The organism is Tabrizicola sp. T46 (genome assembly GCF_057219895.1).
Genome location: NZ_JBXVVV010000002.1, coordinates 304,349 through 324,321 on the forward strand (window position 1 = coordinate 304,349; position 19,973 = coordinate 324,321).

26 protein-coding genes are annotated in these 19,973 nt (G+C 66.5%); 13 read left to right on the top strand and 13 right to left on the bottom strand.

Annotated features, from left to right (window positions below):
* Window positions 1-123 precede the first annotated feature (123 nt).
* Entirely contained in the window at window positions 124-1,503 is a 1,380-nt protein-coding gene (gene rimO, locus AC2D9V_RS09000; RefSeq protein WP_484713732.1) for a 30S ribosomal protein S12 methylthiotransferase RimO, read from the top strand.
* A 65-nt stretch (window positions 1,504-1,568) separates the two neighbouring features.
* Entirely contained in the window at window positions 1,569-1,925 is a 357-nt protein-coding gene (locus AC2D9V_RS09005; RefSeq protein ID WP_484713733.1) for a thiol-disulfide oxidoreductase DCC family protein, read from the top strand.
* Here AC2D9V_RS09005 and AC2D9V_RS09010 read toward each other — a convergent pair.
* The 4 genes from AC2D9V_RS09010 to AC2D9V_RS09025 form a co-directional block, all read right to left on the bottom strand.
* Window positions 1,922-2,284 (bottom strand): diacylglycerol kinase, encoded by a 363-nt coding sequence (locus AC2D9V_RS09010; RefSeq protein ID WP_484713734.1) that lies wholly within the window; start codon window positions 2,282-2,284, stop codon window positions 1,922-1,924. The genes AC2D9V_RS09005 and AC2D9V_RS09010 overlap by 4 nt on opposite strands.
* 31 nt (window positions 2,285-2,315) lie before the next feature.
* Window positions 2,316-2,699 carry a YigZ family protein gene (locus AC2D9V_RS09015; RefSeq protein WP_484713735.1) on the bottom strand — a complete coding sequence of 128 codons (384 nt, stop codon included), beginning with the start codon at window positions 2,697-2,699 and terminating at the stop codon, window positions 2,316-2,318.
* 137 nt (window positions 2,700-2,836) lie between these two features.
* Window positions 2,837-3,088, bottom strand: coding sequence for a DUF6455 family protein (locus AC2D9V_RS09020; RefSeq protein ID WP_484713736.1), 252 nt, complete (start codon window positions 3,086-3,088; stop codon window positions 2,837-2,839).
* Between the two features lie 76 nt (window positions 3,089-3,164).
* Entirely contained in the window at window positions 3,165-3,869 is a 705-nt protein-coding gene (locus tag AC2D9V_RS09025) for a M48 family metallopeptidase (RefSeq protein WP_484713737.1), read from the bottom strand.
* 133 nt (window positions 3,870-4,002) lie between these two features.
* Between AC2D9V_RS09025 and AC2D9V_RS09030 the strand changes: the two genes are divergently transcribed.
* Window positions 4,003-4,248, top strand: coding sequence for a hypothetical protein (locus AC2D9V_RS09030; RefSeq protein WP_484713738.1), 246 nt, complete (start codon window positions 4,003-4,005; stop codon window positions 4,246-4,248).
* Here the strand turns inward: AC2D9V_RS09030 and AC2D9V_RS09035 are convergent.
* Together AC2D9V_RS09035 and hrpB are read right to left on the bottom strand one after the other, a co-directional pair.
* A complete protein-coding gene (locus AC2D9V_RS09035) occupies window positions 4,218-4,496 on the bottom strand; it encodes a DUF167 domain-containing protein (protein WP_484713739.1) in 279 nt (92 codons plus the stop codon). The two genes, AC2D9V_RS09030 and AC2D9V_RS09035, sit on opposite strands and share 31 nt — an antisense overlap.
* The gene (gene hrpB, locus AC2D9V_RS09040) at window positions 4,493-6,910 is read right to left on the bottom strand and encodes an ATP-dependent helicase HrpB (RefSeq protein ID WP_484713740.1); all 2,418 of its coding nucleotides are present in this window, start codon (window positions 6,908-6,910) and stop codon (window positions 4,493-4,495) included. The genes AC2D9V_RS09035 and hrpB overlap by 4 nt, the downstream gene beginning before the upstream one ends.
* Window positions 6,911-7,072: 162 nt before the next feature.
* Here hrpB and AC2D9V_RS09045 point away from each other — a divergent pair, with 162 nt between their 5' ends.
* The 4 genes from AC2D9V_RS09045 to rpmB all read left to right on the top strand — a co-directional run bounded on the left by AC2D9V_RS09045 (window position 7,073) and on the right by rpmB (window position 10,350).
* On the top strand, window positions 7,073-8,059 hold the full coding sequence (locus AC2D9V_RS09045; protein WP_484713741.1) for a serine hydrolase domain-containing protein: 987 nt from the start codon (window positions 7,073-7,075) through the stop codon (window positions 8,057-8,059).
* 73 nt (window positions 8,060-8,132) lie between these two features.
* Window positions 8,133-9,122: a methylmalonyl Co-A mutase-associated GTPase MeaB gene (meaB, locus tag AC2D9V_RS09050; protein ID WP_484713742.1), complete on the top strand. Its 990-nt coding sequence runs from the start codon at window positions 8,133-8,135 to the stop codon at window positions 9,120-9,122.
* A complete protein-coding gene (locus tag AC2D9V_RS09055; protein ID WP_484713743.1) occupies window positions 9,122-9,916 on the top strand; it encodes an alpha/beta hydrolase in 795 nt (264 codons plus the stop codon). Before meaB ends, AC2D9V_RS09055 begins: the two co-directional genes overlap by 1 nt.
* 146 nt (window positions 9,917-10,062) lie before the next feature.
* Entirely contained in the window at window positions 10,063-10,350 is a 288-nt protein-coding gene (rpmB, locus tag AC2D9V_RS09060; protein WP_484713744.1) for a 50S ribosomal protein L28, read from the top strand.
* A gap of 147 nt (window positions 10,351-10,497) precedes the next feature.
* Here the strand turns inward: rpmB and AC2D9V_RS09065 are convergent, their stop codons facing one another.
* Entirely contained in the window at window positions 10,498-10,812 is a 315-nt protein-coding gene (locus AC2D9V_RS09065; protein ID WP_484713745.1) for a hypothetical protein, read from the bottom strand.
* A gap of 204 nt (window positions 10,813-11,016) precedes the next feature.
* On the opposite strand from AC2D9V_RS09065, the gene AC2D9V_RS09070 reads away from it, so the two are divergent.
* Window positions 11,017-11,664 (top strand): pyridoxamine 5'-phosphate oxidase family protein, encoded by a 648-nt coding sequence (locus AC2D9V_RS09070; protein WP_484713746.1) that lies wholly within the window; start codon window positions 11,017-11,019, stop codon window positions 11,662-11,664.
* Window positions 11,665-11,743: 79 nt separating this feature from the next.
* Here AC2D9V_RS09070 and AC2D9V_RS09075 read toward each other — a convergent pair whose 3' ends face one another.
* Window positions 11,744-12,736 (bottom strand): sterol desaturase family protein, encoded by a 993-nt coding sequence (locus AC2D9V_RS09075; RefSeq protein WP_484713747.1) that lies wholly within the window; start codon window positions 12,734-12,736, stop codon window positions 11,744-11,746.
* Window positions 12,737-12,923: 187 nt separating this feature from the next.
* A complete protein-coding gene (locus AC2D9V_RS09080; RefSeq protein ID WP_484713748.1) occupies window positions 12,924-13,868 on the bottom strand; it encodes a LysR family transcriptional regulator in 945 nt (314 codons plus the stop codon).
* 153 nt (window positions 13,869-14,021) lie between these two features.
* On the opposite strand from AC2D9V_RS09080, the gene AC2D9V_RS09085 reads away from it, so the two are divergent.
* The 3 genes from AC2D9V_RS09085 (at window position 14,022) to AC2D9V_RS09095 (ending at window position 17,336) form a co-directional block, all read left to right on the top strand.
* Complete coding sequence (locus AC2D9V_RS09085; RefSeq protein WP_484713749.1) at window positions 14,022-14,684, top strand: hemerythrin domain-containing protein; 663 nt, start codon at window positions 14,022-14,024, stop codon at window positions 14,682-14,684.
* A 113-nt stretch (window positions 14,685-14,797) separates the two neighbouring features.
* Complete coding sequence (gene lepA, locus AC2D9V_RS09090) at window positions 14,798-16,597, top strand: translation elongation factor 4 (RefSeq protein WP_484713750.1); 1,800 nt, start codon at window positions 14,798-14,800, stop codon at window positions 16,595-16,597.
* Entirely contained in the window at window positions 16,590-17,336 is a 747-nt protein-coding gene (locus AC2D9V_RS09095) for a hypothetical protein (protein ID WP_484713751.1), read from the top strand. The genes lepA and AC2D9V_RS09095 overlap by 8 nt, the downstream gene beginning before the upstream one ends.
* 20 nt (window positions 17,337-17,356) lie before the next feature.
* Here the strand turns inward: AC2D9V_RS09095 and AC2D9V_RS09100 are convergent, their stop codons facing one another.
* The 3 genes from AC2D9V_RS09100 to AC2D9V_RS09110 are packed head-to-tail and all read right to left on the bottom strand — an operon-like array spanning window position 17,357 to window position 17,911.
* On the bottom strand, window positions 17,357-17,557 hold the full coding sequence (locus AC2D9V_RS09100; protein ID WP_484713752.1) for a type II toxin-antitoxin system RelE family toxin: 201 nt from the start codon (window positions 17,555-17,557) through the stop codon (window positions 17,357-17,359).
* Window positions 17,558-17,612: 55 nt separating this feature from the next.
* The gene (locus tag AC2D9V_RS09105) at window positions 17,613-17,750 is read right to left on the bottom strand and encodes a hypothetical protein (protein WP_484713753.1); all 138 of its coding nucleotides are present in this window, start codon (window positions 17,748-17,750) and stop codon (window positions 17,613-17,615) included.
* A gap of 26 nt (window positions 17,751-17,776) precedes the next feature.
* Window positions 17,777-17,911, bottom strand: a complete 135-nt coding sequence (locus AC2D9V_RS09110; RefSeq protein WP_484713754.1) for an entericidin A/B family lipoprotein — start codon at window positions 17,909-17,911, stop codon at window positions 17,777-17,779.
* Between the two features lie 217 nt (window positions 17,912-18,128).
* On the opposite strand from AC2D9V_RS09110, the gene AC2D9V_RS09115 reads away from it, so the two are divergent.
* Together AC2D9V_RS09115 and AC2D9V_RS09120 are read left to right on the top strand one after the other, a co-directional pair.
* Window positions 18,129-18,428 carry a hypothetical protein gene (locus AC2D9V_RS09115; protein ID WP_484713755.1) on the top strand — a complete coding sequence of 100 codons (300 nt, stop codon included), beginning with the start codon at window positions 18,129-18,131 and terminating at the stop codon, window positions 18,426-18,428.
* A 48-nt stretch (window positions 18,429-18,476) separates the two neighbouring features.
* Window positions 18,477-19,445 (top strand): phosphoribosylaminoimidazolesuccinocarboxamide synthase, encoded by a 969-nt coding sequence (locus AC2D9V_RS09120; RefSeq protein ID WP_484713756.1) that lies wholly within the window; start codon window positions 18,477-18,479, stop codon window positions 19,443-19,445.
* On the opposite strand, the gene AC2D9V_RS09125 is transcribed toward AC2D9V_RS09120, so the two are convergent.
* Window positions 19,432-19,845: an Hsp20/alpha crystallin family protein gene (locus AC2D9V_RS09125; protein WP_484713757.1), complete on the bottom strand. Its 414-nt coding sequence runs from the start codon at window positions 19,843-19,845 to the stop codon at window positions 19,432-19,434. The two genes, AC2D9V_RS09120 and AC2D9V_RS09125, sit on opposite strands and share 14 nt — an antisense overlap.
* Between the last annotated feature and the right edge of the window lie 128 nt (window positions 19,846-19,973).

Below are 19,973 nucleotides of genomic sequence, written 5' to 3' on the forward strand. Positions count from 1 at the left end.
GCCCATTGCCAAGCCGGGTGCACCCCCCCGGCATCAAATGGCCGAGAGCCGCGCGCCCGGGGCCGGGTCTTCCGGAAGTCTCTGCCCTTTCCACAAGCGCGGCTTGACGGTATAGGGCGCCCCATGTCCGAAAACCCGCCTGTCCTCCGCCCCGACCTCGCCCGCGCCCTTGTCCCCGACACGCGGCGTGAGGGCCAGCCGACCATCGGCATGGTCAGCCTTGGCTGCCCCAAGGCGCTCGTGGACAGCGAACGCATCCTCACCCGCCTCCGGGCCGAAGGTTATGCGATCTCGCCCGACTACCAGGGTGCTGATGCGGTGATCGTGAACACCTGCGGTTTTCTGGACTCGGCCAAGGCAGAAAGCCTTGACGCGATCGGCGAGGCCTTGCGCGAAAACGGCCGGGTGATCGTCACTGGCTGCCTTGGGGCCGAACCCGACTACATCACCGGCGCGCATCCGAAGGTGCTGGCGGTGACCGGACCCCACCAGTATGAAGCGGTGCTTGATGCCGTCCACGGTGCCGTGCCGCCCGCGCCGGACCCGTTCATCGACCTTCTGCCCGCCAGCGGTGTTTCCCTGACCCCGCGGCACTACAGCTATCTGAAGATTTCCGAAGGCTGTAACCACAAGTGCAAGTTCTGCATCATCCCCGACATGCGCGGGAAACTGGTCAGCCGCCCGGCCCATGCCGTCCTGCGCGAGGCTGAAAAGCTGGTCGAAGCCGGGGTGAAGGAGCTTCTGGTCATCAGCCAGGACACCTCCGCGTACGGGGTTGACCGCAAGCATGACACCTCCCCCTGGAAGGGCGGCGAGGTGCGCGCCCATATCACTGACCTTGCGCGCGAAATGGGCAAGCTGGGGGCCTGGGTGCGTCTGCACTACGTCTACCCCTATCCGCATGTGCGCGACCTGATCCCGCTGATGGCGGAAGGGCTGGTGCTGCCCTACCTCGACATCCCCTTCCAGCACGCCCACCCCGAGACATTGCGCCGCATGGCCCGCCCGGCGGCAGCGGCCCGGACACTGGACGAAATCGCCGCCTGGCGCGCGGTCGCCCCCGACCTGACGCTTCGGTCGACCTTCATCGTCGGCTACCCCGGCGAAACCGAGGCCGAGTTCCAGACCCTCCTCGACTGGCTGGACGAGGCGCAGCTCGATCGCGTCGGCTGTTTTCAGTACGAGAACGTCGCCGGTGCCCGGTCGAACGCGCTGCCTGACCATGTGCCCGCAGAGGTGAAGCAGGACCGCTATGATCGGTTCATGCAAAAGGCCCACGCCATTTCCGCCGCGAAACTGGCTACAAAGGTAGGAAAAGTGCTGGACGTCATCGTGGACGAGGTCGACCACGAAGGCGCCACCTGCCGCACCAAGGCCGACGCGCCGGAGATCGACGGCAACCTTTTCATCGACGAAGGCTTCGAACACCTCGCTCCCGGCGACATCGTCAAGGTCATGGTTGACGAAGCAGGGGACTACGACCTCTGGGGCCGCCTTGCCTGAACGCGCGCCCCGTCTGCGGCACCCTGTCCCCTGATCCCGCCCGGCCGCCGCGCTAGATCCGGCGCATGATCGAAACTCGCGTCCTCTACAACGAAACCTGCCCGGTCTGCCGGTTCGAGATCGACGCCTACCGCCGCCGCGCCTTGGCCGATGGCCTGCCGATCCGTTTCGACGCGCTTGACCGTGCCGAGGATTGGGGGTTGACCCCCGACCAGGCCGCGCGGCAGCTGCATGTCTGGCAGGACGGCCGGGTCCTGTCGGGTCTGGACGCCTTCCGCGCCCTCTGGTCCGCCATGCCGCGCTGGCGTTGGCTGGCGCGCGCCACCGGCTGGCCGCTGTTCCGCCCGCTGAGCGCCTTCCTCTACGCCCGCATGGCGGCCCCGATCCTATACCGCGCGCACCTGCGCCGCCAGCGCCGCTAGCCCACCAGCACCACCACCCAGGCGACCCCCGCCGCGATCGCCGTCAGCGCCACGCAGGCCGACCCGCAGTCCTTTGCCTTCTTCGCCCGCGGGTCGGGGCCGGGCGACAGGTGGTCGACCACTTCCTCGAGCCCCGTGTTGATCAGTTCCGCCGCCAGCACCATAAGCCCCAGCGCAAGAACCAGCCCGCGTTCGGCCGGGGTCAGGTCGATGGAAAAGGCCAGCGCCGCCGACAGGACATTCGCCAGTGTCCACTGCCGCAGCGTCTTTTCCGTGGCCCAGGCGGCGCGCCAGCCGTCCCAGGACCAGATCACCGTGTTGGCCAGCCGCCGTCCCTCGGCGCGCAGCATCTCCAGCATACCCGTTTCTCCCCGTAGTCTGCAGGAAAGCCTAACCGGGCCGCCCGGGACCGTCGAGAGGCCCGCGCGCCGCCTCCAGCGCCGCCCGGGTGCAGGTCACCACATGGGCAAAGCGGTCGCCCCCCAGATGCACCCCGCCGTACCAGCGGGTGACGACGACGATATGGTCGACCAGCCCTTCGCGCTCCAGCATCTTCAGGATCACCGCGCCCGCACCGGCCTCGCCATCGTCGCCCTTCATGGCCCCGCCTTCGGACAGCACGGCAGCCCAGCTGTGGTGGGTGGCCCTGGCGAACTTGCGGCGGGACCGCAGACCGGCAAGAAAGGCGTCGATCCCCGCCTTGTCCCGCACCGGCCCGACCGAGGCCGCATAGCGCGACCCGCGGTCGCGCAGCACATCTTCAAGAACGATCATCCGGCGATCCTGCCACGACCGGGCCGGAACCGCACCCCCCGAAAGAAAAACCGGCACCTGACCCGGGAGGCAGGTCAGGCACCGGAGGTGGGCATGAAGGCCGAGGGAATGGACACCGCCTTCATGCGGGGAAAGCTTCAGTGGACCAGCGCCTCGATGGCGGGCTTGTTCGGGCAGAACTCCGGCATCGACCGCGCCGGGCCGGACGTCGCCAGCCAGCCCTCGCAGCTTGCCGCCTGCCGGCACCCGGCACAGCGCGTGACCAGCCGGTCCAGTTCGGCGCGCTGCAACCAGCCCTCGACCACCGCATGTGACAGGTTCACCCCGCTGATCCGCGCCATGCCGCGGGTCAGCCACCAGGCCCTGTAAGCATCCGGGTATCCGATCATTGCCCGGCCCTCTCCTTCGTCTGGTCCGTCTGCCTGAGAGGCTGCAGCGCGTCGCGCCTTTGCGCCTTGACCCAGATCAAAGTCCCTGCATGCGTCGCACGGCGGCGGCGACGGTGGCCTTGCGCTCGGCGTTCGGGGGGTGGGTGCCAAGGAACCGGTCGCCCGGATCGGGCAGGCGGTCGAAGAACCCGGTCCCCCGGACCGGATCGAAGCCTGCGGTCCATGCGATCTCTGCCCCGAGGGCATCGGCCTCAAGCTCGAACTCGCGCGAATAGCCGCGCGCCGCCACCTCGGCCCCCAGGCTTTGCGCCGCACGCACCTCCTCGGGCGAAAGCCCGCCCGCCTGCGCCAGCACGCCGGCGACCAGCGCCCCGGCCATGGCCTGATCCTCGCGCCGCGGAATGTGGCCGGCAATGTGATGGGCCGCCTCATGCCCCATCACGAAGGCCAGCTCGTCGGGGTTCCGCGCATCCTGGATCAGCGCTAGCGTAAAGCCCAGGACCGGCCGCCCGTAACGGTCCAGCGTCTGGAAGGCATTCGGCGGCTGGCCGGGCCGGTCGTCGACGACGATGCGGAAATCGCAGGTCCGGACAATACCTTCCCGGCGGCAGCGATCCTCGGCCACCGGCTCTACTGCCGCCACGACCTGAAGGAACGTCATCGCCTGCGCCTGCGGTGACCCCGGCACGGGCGCCACCGGAACCGGCGCCATTTGGGCCGGATAGGTGGCCACGCAGCCTCCGAGGAGCAGTGTCAGGATGGCAATCACGGGAAGGCGCATCGGGGACTCGCGGTCTGGCCCGCCGAAGGTAGCAAATCGGCCGCCAAGGAAAAGCCCGCCTCACGCAAGCGTCATGCGCGATGCCGATGACTTAGCCGTTGCCGCCCCGGCCCCGGCCCGCTACCCTTGCCCCATGTTCACGATCGAGCACGAATTCGACTCCACCGTCATCACCCTTGTCGATGAGGGCGAGGATCTGCCGCTGACCGAGGATGTCACAATCAGCGCCTTCGAGGATTGCGTGGTCATCGACCAGCTCGATCCCCGCACCGATGAGGTGATGCGGATCACCCTGTCGCTGGGCCAGGTCCGTGACCTTGCGGCGGCGCTGAACCTGCCGGAAGGCAGCTACCGGCTGGAGCGGGTTGCCCCCGGCTGATCCTCCAGCCGGAAGACCTTGTCCCGCGACGTGGCCCCCCGGACCAGCGTCAACTGCGTCTTCGCCACGCCCAGGGCCTTGGCGAGCGCCGCCCGCGCCGCCTCGGTCGCCTTGCCGTCTTCAGGCGCGGCGGTCACGCTGATCCTGATCACCCCCGCTGCCATCTCCAGCCCCGTGCGGCGCGCGGCGGGGGCCACCCGGACGGCGAATGTGGCGCCCGGCAGGGCAAGGTGGGAAAGGTCGCTCATGTCCCCCTCGGCTTGGCGCGCAGGGTCGGTTCGGCCACGGTCGGGTCCTCGGGCCAGGGATGGCGGGGATAGGCGCCGCGCATGTCCTTCCGCACATCGGCGTAAGAGGTTGCCCAGAACCGGGGCAGGTCGGTCGTCACCTGTACTGGGCGCTGTGCGGGCGACAGAAGCGTCACCCGGACCGGCATCCGTGCCGCGCCCACCACCGGGTGGACGGTCACGCCGAACATCTCCTGCAGGCGTACCTCGATCGCCGGGACCTCGCCGTCATAGTCGATGGGGATCTTCCGCCCCAGCGGTGTCTCGAAGCTTCCCGGCACCAGCCGGTCCATCTCGGCCAGGCGGTCCCAGCCGATCAGGCCCTGCAACGCGGGAACCAGATCGAAGGACCTTATGTCGGCCTCCGTCCTGACCCCCGCCAGATGCGGCAGAAGCCAGTCTTCGGCACTGGCCATGAGGTCCGCATCCTCCACCCCCGGCCAGTCCTCATCCCTCGCCAAACGCGCCCGCGCCCGCAGCCGCCGCGCGGCGGGCGACCAGGGCAGGCCCAGTGCCCGCAGCCCCTCCAGCGCCGCCCGCGCCACCGCTTCTGGTGGAGCATCCCAATGCCGGTCATCCAGCACCAGCGCCCCCAGCCGCTCCTGCCGCCGCGCCAGCACACGCCCTTCACGCTTGGACCACTCGCAGACTTCGACCCAACCGATGCGGTCGCCGTAAAGCCGTCGCACTTCGGCTTCGCTGATCGCCACCGCCTGCCGGACCGTCGCCTCCCGCGCGTCGCCGTCAAGGTCGGTCGCCACGATTAGCCGCGCACTGGACAAGGGCAGCCCCGCTGCCATCGCAGCGCCCTTGCCACCCGACAGCACCCAGCGCGGCGCCTCGCCCTTGCGGCGAAGGCCGATCCGGTCCGGGTAGGCGAGTGCCGCCATCTCGGCGAGGGAATGACCTTCGGATGAACCTGCCTGACCCGATACCGCAGCCGCCAGCCGCTTCGCCTCCAGCCTGATCCGCTCCACCACCCCCCGGTCCGCCTCTACCCCCGGTCGCGCGATCGCCTGCATCCGCAGGCCAAGGTCCGGCGGCGCGCCCCTTAGCGGGTCGCGCTCGGCCAGAAGCGCCGCCAGCGTCGCTGCCTCCGGCCCGGCCACCACCAGCATGTGACCCAACCTTGGATGCAAGGGCAGCCCCGCCAGCACCCGGCCATGCGCCGTGATGTGGCCGCGTTCGTCCAGCGCCCCCAGCCCCTGCAAGAGCGCCCGCGCCTCGGCCAGAGGGCCGGGCGGCGGGGGCGTCAGGAAGGGCAGGTCCGCCCCACCCCAAAGCGCCAGCTCCAGCGCCAGCCCGGCAAGGTCCGCCACCTCGATCTCGGCAGGCGGGTAGGGCGCGAGCCCCCCTTCCTCGCCCTTCGTCCAAAGCCGGTAGCACACCCCCTCGGCCACCCGCCCGGCGCGGCCCCGGCGCTGCTCGGCTTCAGCCTTCGTCACCCGTTCGGTGACCAGCCGCGACATCCCCGAATTCGGATCGAACCGCGCCCGCCGTGCGCGCCCCGCATCGACCACCACCCGGACATCCGGCAGCGTCAGCGAGGTCTCCGCAATGGAGGTCGCCAGCACCACTTTCCGCCCCTCGGCCGGGTCCAGCGCCGCCCGCTGCGCCGCGAACTCCATCGCACCGTAAAGCGGCCGCACCGCAACCCCCGGAAGGTCCCGCAACATCCCCTCCACCCGCCGGATTTCGCCTTCGCCCGGCAGAAAGACGAGCACGCCCCCCTCGGTCTCCTCCAGCGCCGCCCGGACCGCCCCGGCCACTACCGCCTCCAGCCGCAGCGACGGGTCCGGCGGACGCGGCAGCCAGCGCGTCTCGACTGGAAAGGCGCGGCCTTCAGAAGTGACAATCGGTGCATCCCCCATCAGAGCCGCCACCGGCCCTGCGTCCAGTGTCGCCGACATCACCAGAAGCTTCAGGTCAGGCCGGAGCGCCCCCCGGACCTCAAGGCAGAGCGCGAGGCCAAGATCGGCATTCAGGCTCCGTTCATGGAATTCGTCGAAGATCACCAGCCCGACGCCGGTCAGCTCCGGGTCGGACTGGATCATCCGCGTCAGGATGCCTTCCGTCACCACCTCGATCCGTGTCTGGCTTGAAACCTTCGCCTCGCCCCGGATCCGGTAGCCGACGGTCTTGCCGACCGGCTCGCCCAGCGTCTCGGCCATCCGTTCCGCCGCCGCCCGCGCGGCAAGGCGACGCGGCTCCAGCATCAGGGTCCGCCCGTCAACGATCCCCAGCTCCAGAAGGTCCAAGGGCACCACCGTTGTCTTCCCCGCCCCCGGCGGCGCCTGCAAGGCGGCCTTCCCGCGCGTGGACAGCGCCTTGGCTAGCTCGGGCAGGGCGGCGTCGATGGGTAAAGGCTCACGCATGGGGGCTTATCGCAACGCGAGGGTAGGCCGCGCAAGGCCTCGCGCACCGCCGGCACTCGCCGCGTCGTGATGCGCCGTGAAGGTTTTCCGCCGCTCGCCCCATTTCGCCCGGATGCCCTTCCTGCAATCATCCCCCCGCCGAATGTCCGCCCCCGAGGTTCCATGCTCACCCGCCGCCGGTTCTCCGCCGCCTTCGCTGCCGCCCTCGCCCTCCCCGCGCCGCTCCGCGCAGAGACCGATCCCGTGGCGGCGCTGCGTGAGGCGGCCCTTGGCCTGCCCCAGCTTCATGCCATCCTTGTGCAGCGCGGCAGCGAACGCGTTCTGGCCGAAGCCCCGCGCGGCGGCGGGCTGGACCGGGTGGCGAACATCAAGTCCTGCTCGAAAAGCCTTGTCGCCCTGGTCCTCGGGGTGGCCATCGCAAAGGGCGAGATCGCGGGTCTCGAGGCACGGCTCGGAAATGTCGCGCCGGACCTGATCCCCGACGATGCGACCGAAGGCGTCGCCGACCTGACGATGGGCGACCTTGTCACCCTGCGGGCCGGGCTCGAAAGCACCTCCGGCGGGGATTACGGCGCCTGGGTCAGTTCGCGGAACTGGATCGCCCACGCGCTCCGTCAGCCACGGATCGCGCCGAACGGGGGCCGCATGATCTATTCGACCGGGACCACGCATGTCCTTGGCGCGGCCATCGCCTCGGCCACCGGCAAGGACCTGCGCCAACTGATGCGCGAGCGTCTGGGAAAGCCGCTCGGAATCGAGATCCCGGGCTGGACGCGCGACCCGCAGGGCTTTTACTTCGGCGGCAACGAAATGTCGCTGACACCCGAGGCGATGCTGCGCGTGGCCATCCTGATGCGAGACGGTGGCAAGTTCGACGGGGTGCAGGTGATCGATCCGGCCTGGGTTGCCGCCTCGCAGGTCCCGAAGACCCGCTCGCCCTTCTCCGGCCTCGGTTACGGCCTGGGCTGGTTTCTCAGCGAAAGCGGCTGGATCATCGCCCGCGGCTATGGCGGGCAGGTCATCGGCGCCAACCCCGGGGCGGAACTTGCGCTGGCCATCACCTCGGACCCGACGCAGCCGGCCCGGTCGGGCGGCTATTTCGGCGACCTGATGCGGCTGATGGACGGGCCGGTCCTGGCGCTGGCCTGAGGCGGCAGCGGCGGCCGCAGTGCATTCACGCGCGGCCCCTTTTCAGCGCCGCCAAGACTTGCCACAAGGGGCCATGGCCCCGCCCCTCGACATTGCCGCCATGGCAGACGCCCTTCGCGCCGGTGACCGTCGCACGCTGGCCCGTGCGATCACGCTGGTGGAAAGCGCTCGCGCCGATCACCGGGCCGAGGCGCTGGCGCTGCTCGATATGCTTCGCTCCGGCCCGCAGGCGCTCCGCATCGGCCTATCCGGCACCCCCGGGGTCGGCAAATCCACCTTCATCGAAGCCTTCGGCCTGATGCTGACCGGGCAGGGGCTCAAGGTCGCCGTGCTGGCTGTCGACCCCTCCTCTTCCCGCTCCGGTGGCTCGATCCTGGGCGACAAGACCCGGATGGAACGCCTCTCGCGCGACCCCCGCGCCTTCATCCGCCCCTCGCCCAGCCAGACCCAGCTTGGCGGCGTCGCCCGCCGCAGCCGCGAGGCGGTGGCGCTCTGCGAGGCGGCGGGTTTCGACGTCGTGCTGATCGAGACGGTGGGTGTGGGCCAGTCCGAAACCGTGGTGGCCGAGCTTTGCGACCTCTTCCTCCTCCTCCTCGCCCCGGCGGGCGGGGACGAGTTGCAGGGGGTCAAGCGCGGGATCATGGAAATGGCCGACCTTATCCTCGTCAACAAGGCCGATGGCGACCTCAAGCCCGCCGCCATGCGCACTGTCGCCGACTATTCCGGCGCGCTCCAGCTTCTCCGCCGCCGCCCGCAGGACCCGAAGGGCTACCCGATGGCGCTGCCGGTCTCCGCCATCTCGGGTGATGGCCTCTCCCAGGCATGGGAGGCGATGCAGACCCTTGTTGCCTGGCGCCGGGCAGAGGGCCACTGGGACCGCATCCGCGCCGCCCAGGCCCGGCACTGGTTCCAGGAAGAGGTCCGCCGCGGACTTCTTGCCGTCCTCGAGGCCGAACCGCAGCGCGGCCTCATGTCAGGCTTCGGCGACCGCGTCTCCGCCGGTGAACTGACGCCCGAGGCCGCTGCAGCCGAAGTCCTCACCCTTCTCGGCCGCGCCCGCTGATGCCGGATGCCACCCGGGTCTTCGACGGGGACCGCCTCCGCGCCGACCTCTGGCTGCCGAAGACCAATGCGACAACGCTCTACGTCACCTTCCGCCAGCGCATCCCCGATCCCGGCAGCTTTACCGAGGCCGGCCCCGTAGGCGGGGCGCTGGCCGCAGGGCTTGCCCATCTCCGCATCCAGTCGCGCTGGAACGACTGGTTCCTGAACGCCGAGACACCGGAGCTTGAGGCCGCGCTTGCCTCCCTCCGCCCCCGGTTCTCCACCGCGCTTGCCCTTGGCTATTCGATGGGCGGCTACGGGGCCCTGCGCCTTGCCCGCGCGCTGGACCTTGACCAGGCAATCCTCGTCTCGCCGCAGTTCACCCTCGACCGCACCGTCCTTCCGGAGGAACGGCGCTACCGCGAAGGCAAGGACTTCGACGGTCGCCTCGGCAGCCTCGCCGTCCACGGCAAGCCCGACCTCACCGGGATCGTGATCTTCGACCCCTTCCGCCCATTGGACCGGGCACATGCCAACCTCATCACGCAGACGATGCCGGCGATCAGACGGGCTCCGCTTCCCTTCGGCGGTCACCCGGCCACCAATGCGCTTGGCGAAAACGGTGGCTTTCGCAGGCTTCAGGCCCTCAGCCTCGCCCCCGGCGCCTCTGCCGCCGAGGTCGTCCGCATCCATCGCACCCTACGCTCCGAATCGGCACGCTACTGGCGCAACCGGTCCGAAGGCTGCCGCAAGGCGGGCCGGCTTGAGGCTGCTGAAACCGCCGCCGCCCGCTCTGCCACGCTGTCGCCTTGACGCCGGGTTGGGGCCATACGAGACCAACAAGGGCAGCCGCTTCCTGCTTGACGCTTCCTGCGTTTGCCCTTACACGCCCCCAATCGAATGCAAGGGCCGGGGATTCTCTGCCCCTTTCCCTATTGACGAACCGAAGGAACACCGCAATGTCGCGCGTCTGCGAACTCACCGGCAAGGGGCCGATGTCGGGTAACACCGTCTCCCACGCCAACAACAAGTCCCGTCGCCGGTTCCTCCCGAACCTGAACGAGGTCACGCTGATCTCGGACGTGCTCGGCCAGTCGTTCAAGCTGCGCGTCACCGCTGCAGCCCTGCGCTCGGTCGACCATCGCGGCGGGCTTGACGCCTATCTCGCGAAGGCCAAGGACGAGGAACTGTCCGACGCCGCGCTGAAGATCAAGAAAGAGATCGCCAAGGCCCAGGCCGCCGCCTGATCCTTGTCGCTCCATGCAAAGGCCCCGCCTTCGACCGGAAGGCGGGGCCTTTTGCTTTGTCCCGATCAGACGACACCGCCCCGGATTGCTGGCTTTCGGCCAGGGCCTTACGGCCTTGACCCGCCAGGCCCCTGCTTACGGCACGTCTCAGCCCGAGCAGGACGCCTTTGCCGTCTCACCGAACTGCTTGTAGCGGTCCCAGAAGGCGTCATCCGCCGCCGTCTGCGATATCCAGGTCTGATGCGCCCGCTCCGGGTCGCTGAAGAACTTCGCGGCTCGCCGCTGATCGCCGCGCGACAGGGTGACATCCGCCGCCCCCTGAATGCAGCCGCAAAGCGACCGGTTGCCCCCGCGGTCCGAAGCCATGCAGGCGCGTTCGATCGGCCCCGCCATCGCAGCCGTCGACAGAACCGGAAGAAGAACTGCCGCAACCGCGGCAAGCGTGGTGGTTTTCATGCTCATCTGCCTCTTTGCCGGCCCGGGGGGCCATCACAGGCCCACCCTCCCGGTCGTTTTCTGCCATGTAGTCTGCCCGTTCAAAGCAATTTTTTCAAGCATGACATGCACTTGGCAAGAATCTGCCGAGTGTCGCTAGACTTCGAGGCACCCCTCCCCCGGTCCTACAAGATGCAGTGGCACATCCAGCCGACCCAATGGTGACCCCGCATGACCCCGCCACCCTCGCCCCGAACCCGTGTCCGCCGTCTGCACGAAAAGGCCGCCTACGACCGCGCGGTGATCGACGCGATCCTTGACGCGATGCCCGTCGCTCATGTCGGCCACATCGTCGACGGTTTTCCCGTGGTCACGCCAACCCTGCAATGGCGCGAAGGCGACCAGATCTTCTGGCACGGCTCTTCCGCCAGCCGGATGCAGAAGCGCGCCGCCGATGCGCAGGTCTGCGTCACCGTCACCCTGACCGACGGCATGGTCCTCGCCCGCTCGGGCCTTGAGCATTCGGTGAACTACCGCGCGGTGATGGTCTTCGGCCAGGCCGAGGTGGTGGAAGGGGCTGCTGCCAAAAAACATCACCTCCGCGCGATGATGGAGCAGATGTTCCCCGGCCGCTGGGACCAGCTGCGTCCGATCACCGCGCAGGAACTGAAGGCCACCCGCATCCTGTCGCTGCCCTTGACCGAGGCCTCTGCCAAGGTCTCCGCCGGCCCACCCTCCGACCCGCCCAAAGACCGCGACTGGCCAGTCTGGGCCGGGGTCCTGCCGATCCGCCTGACCATGGGCGCGCCGGAGCCCGCCCCGGACCTCGCCCCCGGCATCCCACTGCCGGATCACGCGCGGGATTACCGCATCGGCTGACGCCGCTCCTCGTCGCATTTCATGCGCTCGTCGCTGATCCCATGCGACGAGAAGACGAAGTCGTACGAGGAGCCCCCGCTCAGCCCGCCCGCCGCTGCCTGCGCGCCTTCATCGCCTCATGCGCCTCGGGTGTCCCGTCATGGAACGACCCGAACCAGCGGTCCAAGGGCACCATCCCGTCGGCATAGTTCACCTCGAAATACTTGTGGTGCAGGTAATGGGCATAATAGCTCGCTTCGAAACTCGTCTCCCCGCCCAGGACCACCCGGTCGAACCCCGTATGCCCCTGCGCCGGCGAGACCCCCAGCCGCGAGGCAAGGTTGATCATGTGCACCGGGTGGCTCGGGATGAGGAAGAAGAGAAGGATCGTCGAGAAGTAGATCACATGCTCGATCGGATGCATCGACAACCCCGACCAGGGGCCGGGGTTGACGTTACGGTGATGCAGCTTGTGCGCGATCTCGTAAAGCGGGGAAAAATGCAGCAGGCGGTGGCAGAAGTAGAACCCCACTTCGTGGATCAGCGGCACGAGGAAAAAGACCGCCACGAACCAGACCGGGCTTTCGGCGAAGGTCACCATCGGCGCCCAGCCATTGGCATAGGCCCACAACAGCAACACCTCGTAGGCCGTCCAGATCGGTACCCCGCTCGCGAGGCTGTGGAACATGTTGTCATACGTCTGGTTGCCAAAGCGGAAGCCGGGCTGCTTCTCCCTCGGGAACTGCCGGTTGTACTTGAAAAGCGTCCCCTGCTTCCGCCAGCTGTAAAGCCACAGGTGCCAGGCCCCGTAGACCAGCACCGCGAGGATCAGGTTGCGGACCAGCAGATAGGCGATCCAGCCCGGTGCCAGCTCCTTCGTCGTCTCAAGGTCGGGCGAGAACCAGGTCCACAGGACCAGCGCAACCAGCGCATAAAGGACGTTCCACGGAAGGAAGTACCCCGGAAACCCGAATAGCCACTTTGCCAGTCGCTTGGGGTCCGGCGGCCAATCAAAGGCCGGCCCGTACGTGATCGGCTTCGTCGGGGTCCAGTTCCCTCGGGCGTCCTCGGTGCCGTAGTTCCTGTCGTCCATTCTACTGGCCTCTGCACCTGTTCGGCAGACTGGTGCGTTTCCCAACCTCGGTCAAGAATGGAAGGATGCCGCATGGGCGGCCCGACAGTCCCCCTGCTTGCACCACCTCGGTCGTTCTTCAGGCGCGCCACAATGAGTGACGCCGAACGGAGTTGTCGTACCGCCCGGCCAGAACTGCGTTTGACCGTCACGTGATGTCGGGCTGAAGCTTCCCGCCCGAGGCAACGGGCGGCACGGCCTCGCGCAGGCTTCGTGCCAGCTTTCTCACATGGTCCGAAAAGACGCGGATGCGTCCGGGTGGAACCGCATAGCGCCGCGTGACCATGTGCAGTTCCGACCCGGGATCGCGATGCTGCCCCAGCACCTCGACCAGACGGCCGGAGGCAAGATGATCGGACAGGACGTAAGAGATGTTCTGGACGATCCCGGCACCCGACAGCGCCGCCGCCACCGCGGCCTCGCTGTTTTCGAAGGCCAGCCGCGCGTTCGCCGGACGCAGAATTGTCCGTCCATCCACATGGAATTGCCAGGGCAGGGGTCGACCGGTCGTGGCCGAGGTCACGTCCAGAAGCTGGTGACGGTCAAGGTCGGCAAGGGTCTCTGGTGCTCCTCGCGACTCAAGATAGGCCGGGGCGGCGACGGTGATCAGGGGAAAGCGGCCGAGTGTTCGGACCGTCAGCGCGCTGTCGGGCAGCGCGCCGACGTAAAGCAGGATATCGATGTCGTCAGCCACCATGTCGGGCAACTGGTCGCGCGATACCAGGGACAAGCGCAGGTCCGGATGGGCCGACAGGAACGGACCCAAAGACGGGGCCAGCACCAATCGGGACAGGGCGACCGGAGCCTGCACCTTCAACCGGCCCTTCGCCGCCCCACGCGTGGAAAGCGATTCTTCCAGATCGTCGTAGTCTTCTAGGATTCGGCGCGCGCGGGCCAGATAGATCAGGCCCTCTTCCGTCAAGGCCATGCGACGGGTCGTGCGCCGGATCAGCTCAACGCCGAGACCTGCCTCAATCTCCTTCACGACGGCACCGGCCATTCCGTGCGACAGGCCCAGATCTGCCGCGGCCGCGGAAAAGCTGCCGCGCTCCGCGACGCGGACGAAAACGGAAAGGGCGCGCAGACGGTCCATGAGATTATGTGTGATTTTCCAGATTTTCTTTCTGATTATGTGGTAATTCTCTAACTCAGGCAACGCCATATCACCGGCGGGCGGCCATTCCGGCCGGCAAAGGAGACCCAAATGACAACAACTGGAGAGCGACCGGTCCCGGGCCGCCACAACATGTACCATGCGATCCACCGCGGCCTCAGGCTGGGCCACGCGCGGCTTCTCGAAAGGATCGGCGCAACGGACTTTGCCGATGCCGCAGACGCGGCCGGCACCGCCCAGGCGGTTCGTGACTTCCTGTCGCTGGCCCTTGGCCACCTCGACACCGAGGAATCCATCATCCACCCGGCGATCGAGGCGCGGGAACCGACCGCCACCGCCCAGGCACACGAAGGACACGACGACCATGAACGCGCCATTGACGAAATCTTCGGAATTCTCGACACCCTGGTCGCCGCGACCGGCGCCGAACGTTCCGCCACAGGACAAAGGCTTTACGCCCGCTACGCCCGTTTCGTCGCAGCCGATTACCTTCACATGGACGGCGAGGAAACCGAACTGCTCGGCGCGATGCACCGGTTGTTCACGGATGACGAGTTGCAGGCCATCGAAGGACAGGTCGTGAGCAACATCGATCCGGCCAAGATGATGGGATACCTGCGACTGATCGTTCCGGCCATCAGCCACCCCGAGCGCGTCGGCATGTTGGCGGGCATGCGCGCGGCGATGCCGGCATCGGCCTTCGCCGCCGTGATGGACGGCGCCGTGCACGCTACACTTCCCCCCAGCGCACTGGCTGCGATACGGGCGGCTCTGGACCTGCCCGCCGCGGCCTGAGGGGGCCCGGCCAAGCAGCATTTCTGGCCAATTCCGGGCATTTGGACCGGGCCAAGGGGGTACGGGTCTTGGGCATGCTTGACGACCCGCCCGTTCCCCCGCATATGCCCCCCATGACCGAGCTTTCGCACATCCGCAACTTCTCGATCGTGGCGCATATCGACCACGGCAAATCCACCCTTGCCGACCGGCTGATCCAGTCGACGGGCACCGTCGCCGACCGCGACATGAAGGCCCAGCTACTGGACTCGATGGACATCGAACGCGAACGCGGGATCACGATCAAGGCCAACACCGTCCGCATCGACTATCGCGCCAAGGACGGCAAGGATTACATCCTCAACCTGATCGATACCCCCGGCCACGTCGACTTCGCCTATGAGGTGTCGCGGTCGATGCGCGCCGTCGAAGGCTCGCTCCTCGTCGTTGACGCCTCCCAGGGGGTCGAGGCCCAGACGCTGGCCAACGTCTACCAGGCGCTGGATGCGGGGCATGAGATCGTGCCGGTCCTGAACAAGATCGACCTTCCGGCAGCCGAACCCGAGCGGGTGAAGCAGAACATCGAGGACGTCATCGGCCTTGACGCCTCGGACGCCATCCCGATCTCGGCCAAGACCGGCCTCGGCATCCCCGACGTCTTGGAGGCCATCGTCCACCGCCTTCCCGCCCCCAAGGGCGACAGGAACGCACCCCTCAAGGCGATGCTCGTCGACAGCTGGTACGACGCCTATCTCGGCGTCGTCGTCATGATCCGCGTCGTCGATGGCGTGGTGAAAAAGGGCGACCGCATCCGCATGATGCAGACTGGCGCCCTCTACGGGATCGACAAGCTCGCCGTCCTCAAGCCCGAGATGCGCGACATCGCCGAGCTTGGGCCGGGCGAGATCGGCGTCTTCACCGCCTCGATCAAGCAGGTCCGCGACACCCGCGTCGGCGACACCATCACCCACGAACGCAAACCCTGCGCCGAGGCGCTGCCGGGTTTCAAACCCTCGGTCCCCGTCGTCTTCTGCGGCCTCTTTCCAGTCGACGCCAACGACTTCGAGGCGCTGCGTGACGCCATCGAGAAACTCGCCCTCAACGACGCCTCCTTCACCTACGAGATGGAGACCTCCGCCGCCCTCGGCTTCGGCTTCCGCATGGGCTTCCTCGGCCTTCTCCACCTCGAGGTTGTCCGTGACCGGCTGGAGCGCGAATATGACCTCGACCTGATCACCACCGCGCCTTCCGTCGTCTTCAAGCTCTTCATGAAGGACGGCGAGGTGCGCGACCTCCACAACCCCGCCGACATGCCCGACCTCACTTACGTCGACCATATCGAAGAGCCGCGGATCAAGGCCACGATCATGGTCCCCGACGAGTATCTCGGCGACATCCTGAAGCTCTGCCAGGACCGCCGCGGCATCCAGCTGAACCTCACCTACGCCGGCAACCGCGCGATGGTCGAATACGACCTGCCGCTGGCCGAAGTGGTGTTCGACTTCTACGACCGCCTGAAATCGGTGACCAAGGGCTACGCGTCGTTCGACTACCAGATCAGCGAATACCGCGAGGACAACCTGGTGAAGATGTCGATCCTGGTGAACGACGAACCCGTCGACGCCCTAAGCATGATGGTCCACCGCGACCGGGCCGAGGCTCGCGGCCGGTCGATGGTCGAGAAGCTCAAGGACCTGATCCCCCGCCACATGTTCAAGATCCCTGTCCAGGCGGCCATCGGCGGCCGGGTGATCGCCCGCGAGACGATCTCGGCCATGCGCAAGGACGTGACCGCGAAGTGCTACGGCGGCGACGCGACCCGGAAGAAGAAACTGCTTGAGAAGCAGAAGGCGGGCAAGAAGAAGATGCGCCAGTTCGGCAAGGTCGAGATCCCGCAGGAGGCGTTTATTTCGGCGCTGAAGATGGATGGGTGAGGAAGCGAGAGAGATTATCGGCGATCTCTCTGCCTCGACTTTTCTCGATGCTGCTTTGAACAATGCAGGCGCTCCTCATCCAATTTGTATTGGACAGGCGGATGAGCTACTTCGTCTGTTCTTTACCGATTGGGAGCGGGCCAGCAACGTTTCGTCCCTGAAAATGATCGCTTTGGCTTGGGGAAGTCTGAGAGTTGCTACGTTGCTTTCCCGGATGGGCCTCGTGATTCAAGCACCTCCAGTGCAAAGGCAGGCAATTGAAAGCATCGGCTATGCTTTGCTTTTTCGGTTTGATGGTGAGTTTCACGAGGCTTGTAAGGCGCGTCACCACGATGAAGCCCTTGCCCGAAGGTTCAAGAGGGAAGGCTGGGCAAGGGCTCTCGCCATCATAGAGGAAAAGAGTGCGAACCTTGCGTCTGGAATCCGTTCAACTTATGAGGCGCTGATTGACATGGGTGCGCATCCAAATGTTCTGGCCGTCTCTCAGATGTCTGAATACAAGATCGAGTCTGGATCTGAACTTGGAAAAGCCCATTTTTCACAGGTGCTAGGCCAGCCAAATGTTGATCTTGCTCACATCAACAGCAGTGCGTGCTACAATATTCTCATTGAATCTTTAGAGTATATTTGGAGTGATCGTTGGATGGAATTGCAAATGAGAGATCGCCATCAAGCTGTGCGGTTGAGCTCAATTCAGTTCATTAAATCGACGCGCGACGAGCACATTAAGCAAGCGTAAGGTAGGGTTCTCCCCGACTCCTACCTACCAATATCCCTCCTTGGCGCGACCTTCACCACCAGCACCACCACCCGGTCCTCCTCGATCTGGTAGATCACCGGCCAGGTCCCGACTCGGACCCGCCACGCGTTGTCTCGGCCTTCCAGCTTGCGGCAGCCCGGCGGCCTTGGGTCATCGGCAAGCGACTCGATTGCGAAACTTATCCGCCGCGCCAGGCGCATGTCCTTGATGGCGAGGACGTCCTACTTCCCCCGCTGTACGAAAATCAAGCGCGGGTCAGAACAACCCGTCCCCGCCTTCGTCACGCTCTTTCGCCTCGTCCACCGCAACGGCGGCTCTGGCGCCGACGAGGGGGCCGCAGGCGGCGATGAGCAGAAAGGCAAGCAGCGCCACGGCCTTGATGCCAGCAGTCATGGGGGTTCTCCTTCAAGACGGGCCGGTCACATCCCGGACTGTGCCTCCTGCGACTCTTCAGTGATCGCCTCTCCGGCGTTCTCGATACCCTGGCCTGCGCCTTCGATGGTTTCGCAGGCGGCGGTGCCCAGAAGGGCAAGCAGAACGATCAGTCGGGTCATGGGTCGGCTCCTTCATTGGTCTGCCGGCACAACAGCCCGCTCCGGAAAAGGTTCCCCGCCGGGGCTGGCCGGGGTCTTGTGATGCCGTAGACGCGAATTGACCCTGCGCTCCGCAGCGCGGCGGAGGGAAGACGGACGGAAGACGGAAGGAAGACGCAAGGAAGACGGAAGGAAGACGCTTAACCCCCCGTCAACCAAGCCCTGCCATCCTGACCCCATGAAAGCCCTCATCCCATTGATTTTCCTTGCTGCCTGTGGGGCCTCTCCTGCCCCCGAATTCCTCGGCGCCACCCGCACCGACGTGAACGTGAACGGGCGGGACTATGCCGTCTTCCAAAAAGGCGAACGGGTGGAGGTCATCCGCCTCGGCTACGCCTCCCGTGGCGAACACCAGGAGATCCGGGCCACGATGATTGAACTCATTCCACGGGTCACGGGATGCAAGCTTCGGGAAAGCAGCCTGCAGGGCGACAGCGGCGAGATGCGGGGGTCGCTGTCCTGCCCTGATGCGCCTTGACTAAGGGGCGAAAACCCCGAAGAAGCAGGCACCTGACCGGGGGCCCGAATGACGCAGATCGACCTTTCCCGCACCCTGCCGCACGCGCGGATACCCGAGCTTCCGAACCCCTATTTCGGCAAGGTGCGCGACTGTTATGACCTTCCGGACGGCACGCGCCTTCTGATCTCGTCCGACCGGATTTCCGCGTTCGATCAGATACTTGCGGTGATCCCGTGGAAGGGCCAGGTCCTGACCCAGCTTGCCCGCCACTGGTTCGATGCGACCGCCGACATCGCCCCGAACCATGTCATCGGCTATCCCGACCCGAACGTCGTTCATTGCAAACGCGTTACCATCCTGCCGGTCGAGGTGGTAGTCCGCGGCTACCTCGCCGGCACCACCTCCACCTCGATCCTGACCCAGTACAAGGCCGGCGCGCGGCAGATGTACGGCCACAGGCTTCCCGACGGTCTCAGGGACAACGAGGCCCTGCCGCAGGCGATCATCACTCCCACCTCCAAGGCCTTCGACGGCGGTCATGACGAACCGCTGACGGCTGCCGAGATCGTGGAAACCGGTCTCTTGACGAAATCTCAATGGGACGAGGTTAGTGAGACCGCACTCGCGCTGTTCGCCCGGGGTCAGAAGATCGCCGCTGAGCGCGGTCTGATCCTTGTCGACACGAAATACGAATTCGGCACCGACGCCGAAGGCAGGATCTTTCTTGCGGATGAAATCCACACGCCCGACTCCAGCCGCTACTGGATCGCCGAAGGCTACCCGGAGGCGCTGGCGTCGGGCAGCCGTCCGCCCAGTTTCGACAAGGACGTGATCCGGTCTTGGGTCGTCGCGCGCTGCGATCCCTACAAGGACCCGATCCCGGCTATCCCCTTGGAAATGATCGAGAAAACGTCCAGAGTCTATATCGACGCCTTCGAACGGATCACCGGCCAGGCCTTTGTCCCGGATGCGAGCGGGGAAACCCCGCTCGCCCGGGTCAGAGCCAACCTTGCCCCGTTCTTCAGGCCTTCGTGATCGGCACCCGCGCCGCAGCGGCCGGTGCGGCCTTCTTCGGAACGGTGATCGTCAGCACGCCGTCCTTCATCTCGGCCTTCACTTGGCCAGCATCGGCATCTCCCGGCAGCCGGAAACTTCGGCTGAAGCTGCCGAACTGGCGCTCTGAGAAGTACCAGGTGTCACCCTTCTCTTCGCGCTCGCTCTTCTTCTCGCCGCGGATCTGCAGCACGCCCTCCTCGACCGTGACGTGGATGTCGTCCTCGGCAACACCCGGAAGTTCAATGGCAATTCGGTAACCATCGCCGTTCTGGCTGGCTTCCGAGGCCGGTGACAGCCAGTCGGCAAGCCGGGTTCCCATCATCCGGAAGGGCTCGTAAAGCGAAGGCCAGAAGTTGCCCGCTGTGGATTTCTCGACCATTGGATCCTCCTTTCCTGCGAAGACCCCAAGTCTCTTCGGATGGGACGGAACGCGCCATGACACGGATCATGGCGAATTCCTGCTGGCGTGGCAGAATAAGGGGGGCTATGTGCAACCCTGACGGCCAT

Coding starts and splice junctions, on each gene's coding strand:
- AC2D9V_RS09030 (WP_484713738.1), top strand. CDS start 4,003: ATGTTCACGATCGAGCACGAATTCGACTCCACCGTCATCACCCTTGTC.
- AC2D9V_RS09075 (WP_484713747.1), bottom strand. CDS start 12,736: ATGGACGACAGGAACTACGGCACCGAGGACGCCCGAGGGAACTGGACC.
- AC2D9V_RS09055 (WP_484713743.1), top strand. CDS start 9,122: ATGCCGGATGCCACCCGGGTCTTCGACGGGGACCGCCTCCGCGCCGAC.
- AC2D9V_RS09015 (WP_484713735.1), bottom strand. CDS start 2,699: ATGATCGTTCTTGAAGATGTGCTGCGCGACCGCGGGTCGCGCTATGCG.
- AC2D9V_RS09065 (WP_484713745.1), bottom strand. CDS start 10,812: ATGAGCATGAAAACCACCACGCTTGCCGCGGTTGCGGCAGTTCTTCTT.
- meaB (WP_484713742.1), top strand. CDS start 8,133: ATGGCCCCGCCCCTCGACATTGCCGCCATGGCAGACGCCCTTCGCGCC.
- AC2D9V_RS09110 (WP_484713754.1), bottom strand. CDS start 17,911: ATGACCCGACTGATCGTTCTGCTTGCCCTTCTGGGCACCGCCGCCTGC.
- AC2D9V_RS09020 (WP_484713736.1), bottom strand. CDS start 3,088: ATGATCGGATACCCGGATGCTTACAGGGCCTGGTGGCTGACCCGCGGC.
- AC2D9V_RS09100 (WP_484713752.1), bottom strand. CDS start 17,557: ATGCGCCTGGCGCGGCGGATAAGTTTCGCAATCGAGTCGCTTGCCGAT.
- AC2D9V_RS09115 (WP_484713755.1), top strand. CDS start 18,129: ATGAAAGCCCTCATCCCATTGATTTTCCTTGCTGCCTGTGGGGCCTCT.
- AC2D9V_RS09125 (WP_484713757.1), bottom strand. CDS start 19,845: ATGGTCGAGAAATCCACAGCGGGCAACTTCTGGCCTTCGCTTTACGAG.
- AC2D9V_RS09095 (WP_484713751.1), top strand. CDS start 16,590: ATGGGTGAGGAAGCGAGAGAGATTATCGGCGATCTCTCTGCCTCGACT.
- lepA (WP_484713750.1), top strand. CDS start 14,798: ATGACCGAGCTTTCGCACATCCGCAACTTCTCGATCGTGGCGCATATC.
- AC2D9V_RS09085 (WP_484713749.1), top strand. CDS start 14,022: ATGTACCATGCGATCCACCGCGGCCTCAGGCTGGGCCACGCGCGGCTT.
- rimO (WP_484713732.1), top strand. CDS start 124: ATGTCCGAAAACCCGCCTGTCCTCCGCCCCGACCTCGCCCGCGCCCTT.
- hrpB (WP_484713740.1), bottom strand. CDS start 6,910: ATGCGTGAGCCTTTACCCATCGACGCCGCCCTGCCCGAGCTAGCCAAG.
- AC2D9V_RS09045 (WP_484713741.1), top strand. CDS start 7,073: ATGCTCACCCGCCGCCGGTTCTCCGCCGCCTTCGCTGCCGCCCTCGCC.
- AC2D9V_RS09010 (WP_484713734.1), bottom strand. CDS start 2,284: ATGCTGGAGATGCTGCGCGCCGAGGGACGGCGGCTGGCCAACACGGTG.
- AC2D9V_RS09025 (WP_484713737.1), bottom strand. CDS start 3,869: ATGCGCCTTCCCGTGATTGCCATCCTGACACTGCTCCTCGGAGGCTGC.
- AC2D9V_RS09070 (WP_484713746.1), top strand. CDS start 11,017: ATGACCCCGCCACCCTCGCCCCGAACCCGTGTCCGCCGTCTGCACGAA.
- rpmB (WP_484713744.1), top strand. CDS start 10,063: ATGTCGCGCGTCTGCGAACTCACCGGCAAGGGGCCGATGTCGGGTAAC.
- AC2D9V_RS09005 (WP_484713733.1), top strand. CDS start 1,569: ATGATCGAAACTCGCGTCCTCTACAACGAAACCTGCCCGGTCTGCCGG.
- AC2D9V_RS09105 (WP_484713753.1), bottom strand. CDS start 17,750: ATGACTGCTGGCATCAAGGCCGTGGCGCTGCTTGCCTTTCTGCTCATC.
- AC2D9V_RS09080 (WP_484713748.1), bottom strand. CDS start 13,868: ATGGACCGTCTGCGCGCCCTTTCCGTTTTCGTCCGCGTCGCGGAGCGC.
- AC2D9V_RS09035 (WP_484713739.1), bottom strand. CDS start 4,496: ATGAGCGACCTTTCCCACCTTGCCCTGCCGGGCGCCACATTCGCCGTC.
- AC2D9V_RS09120 (WP_484713756.1), top strand. CDS start 18,477: ATGACGCAGATCGACCTTTCCCGCACCCTGCCGCACGCGCGGATACCC.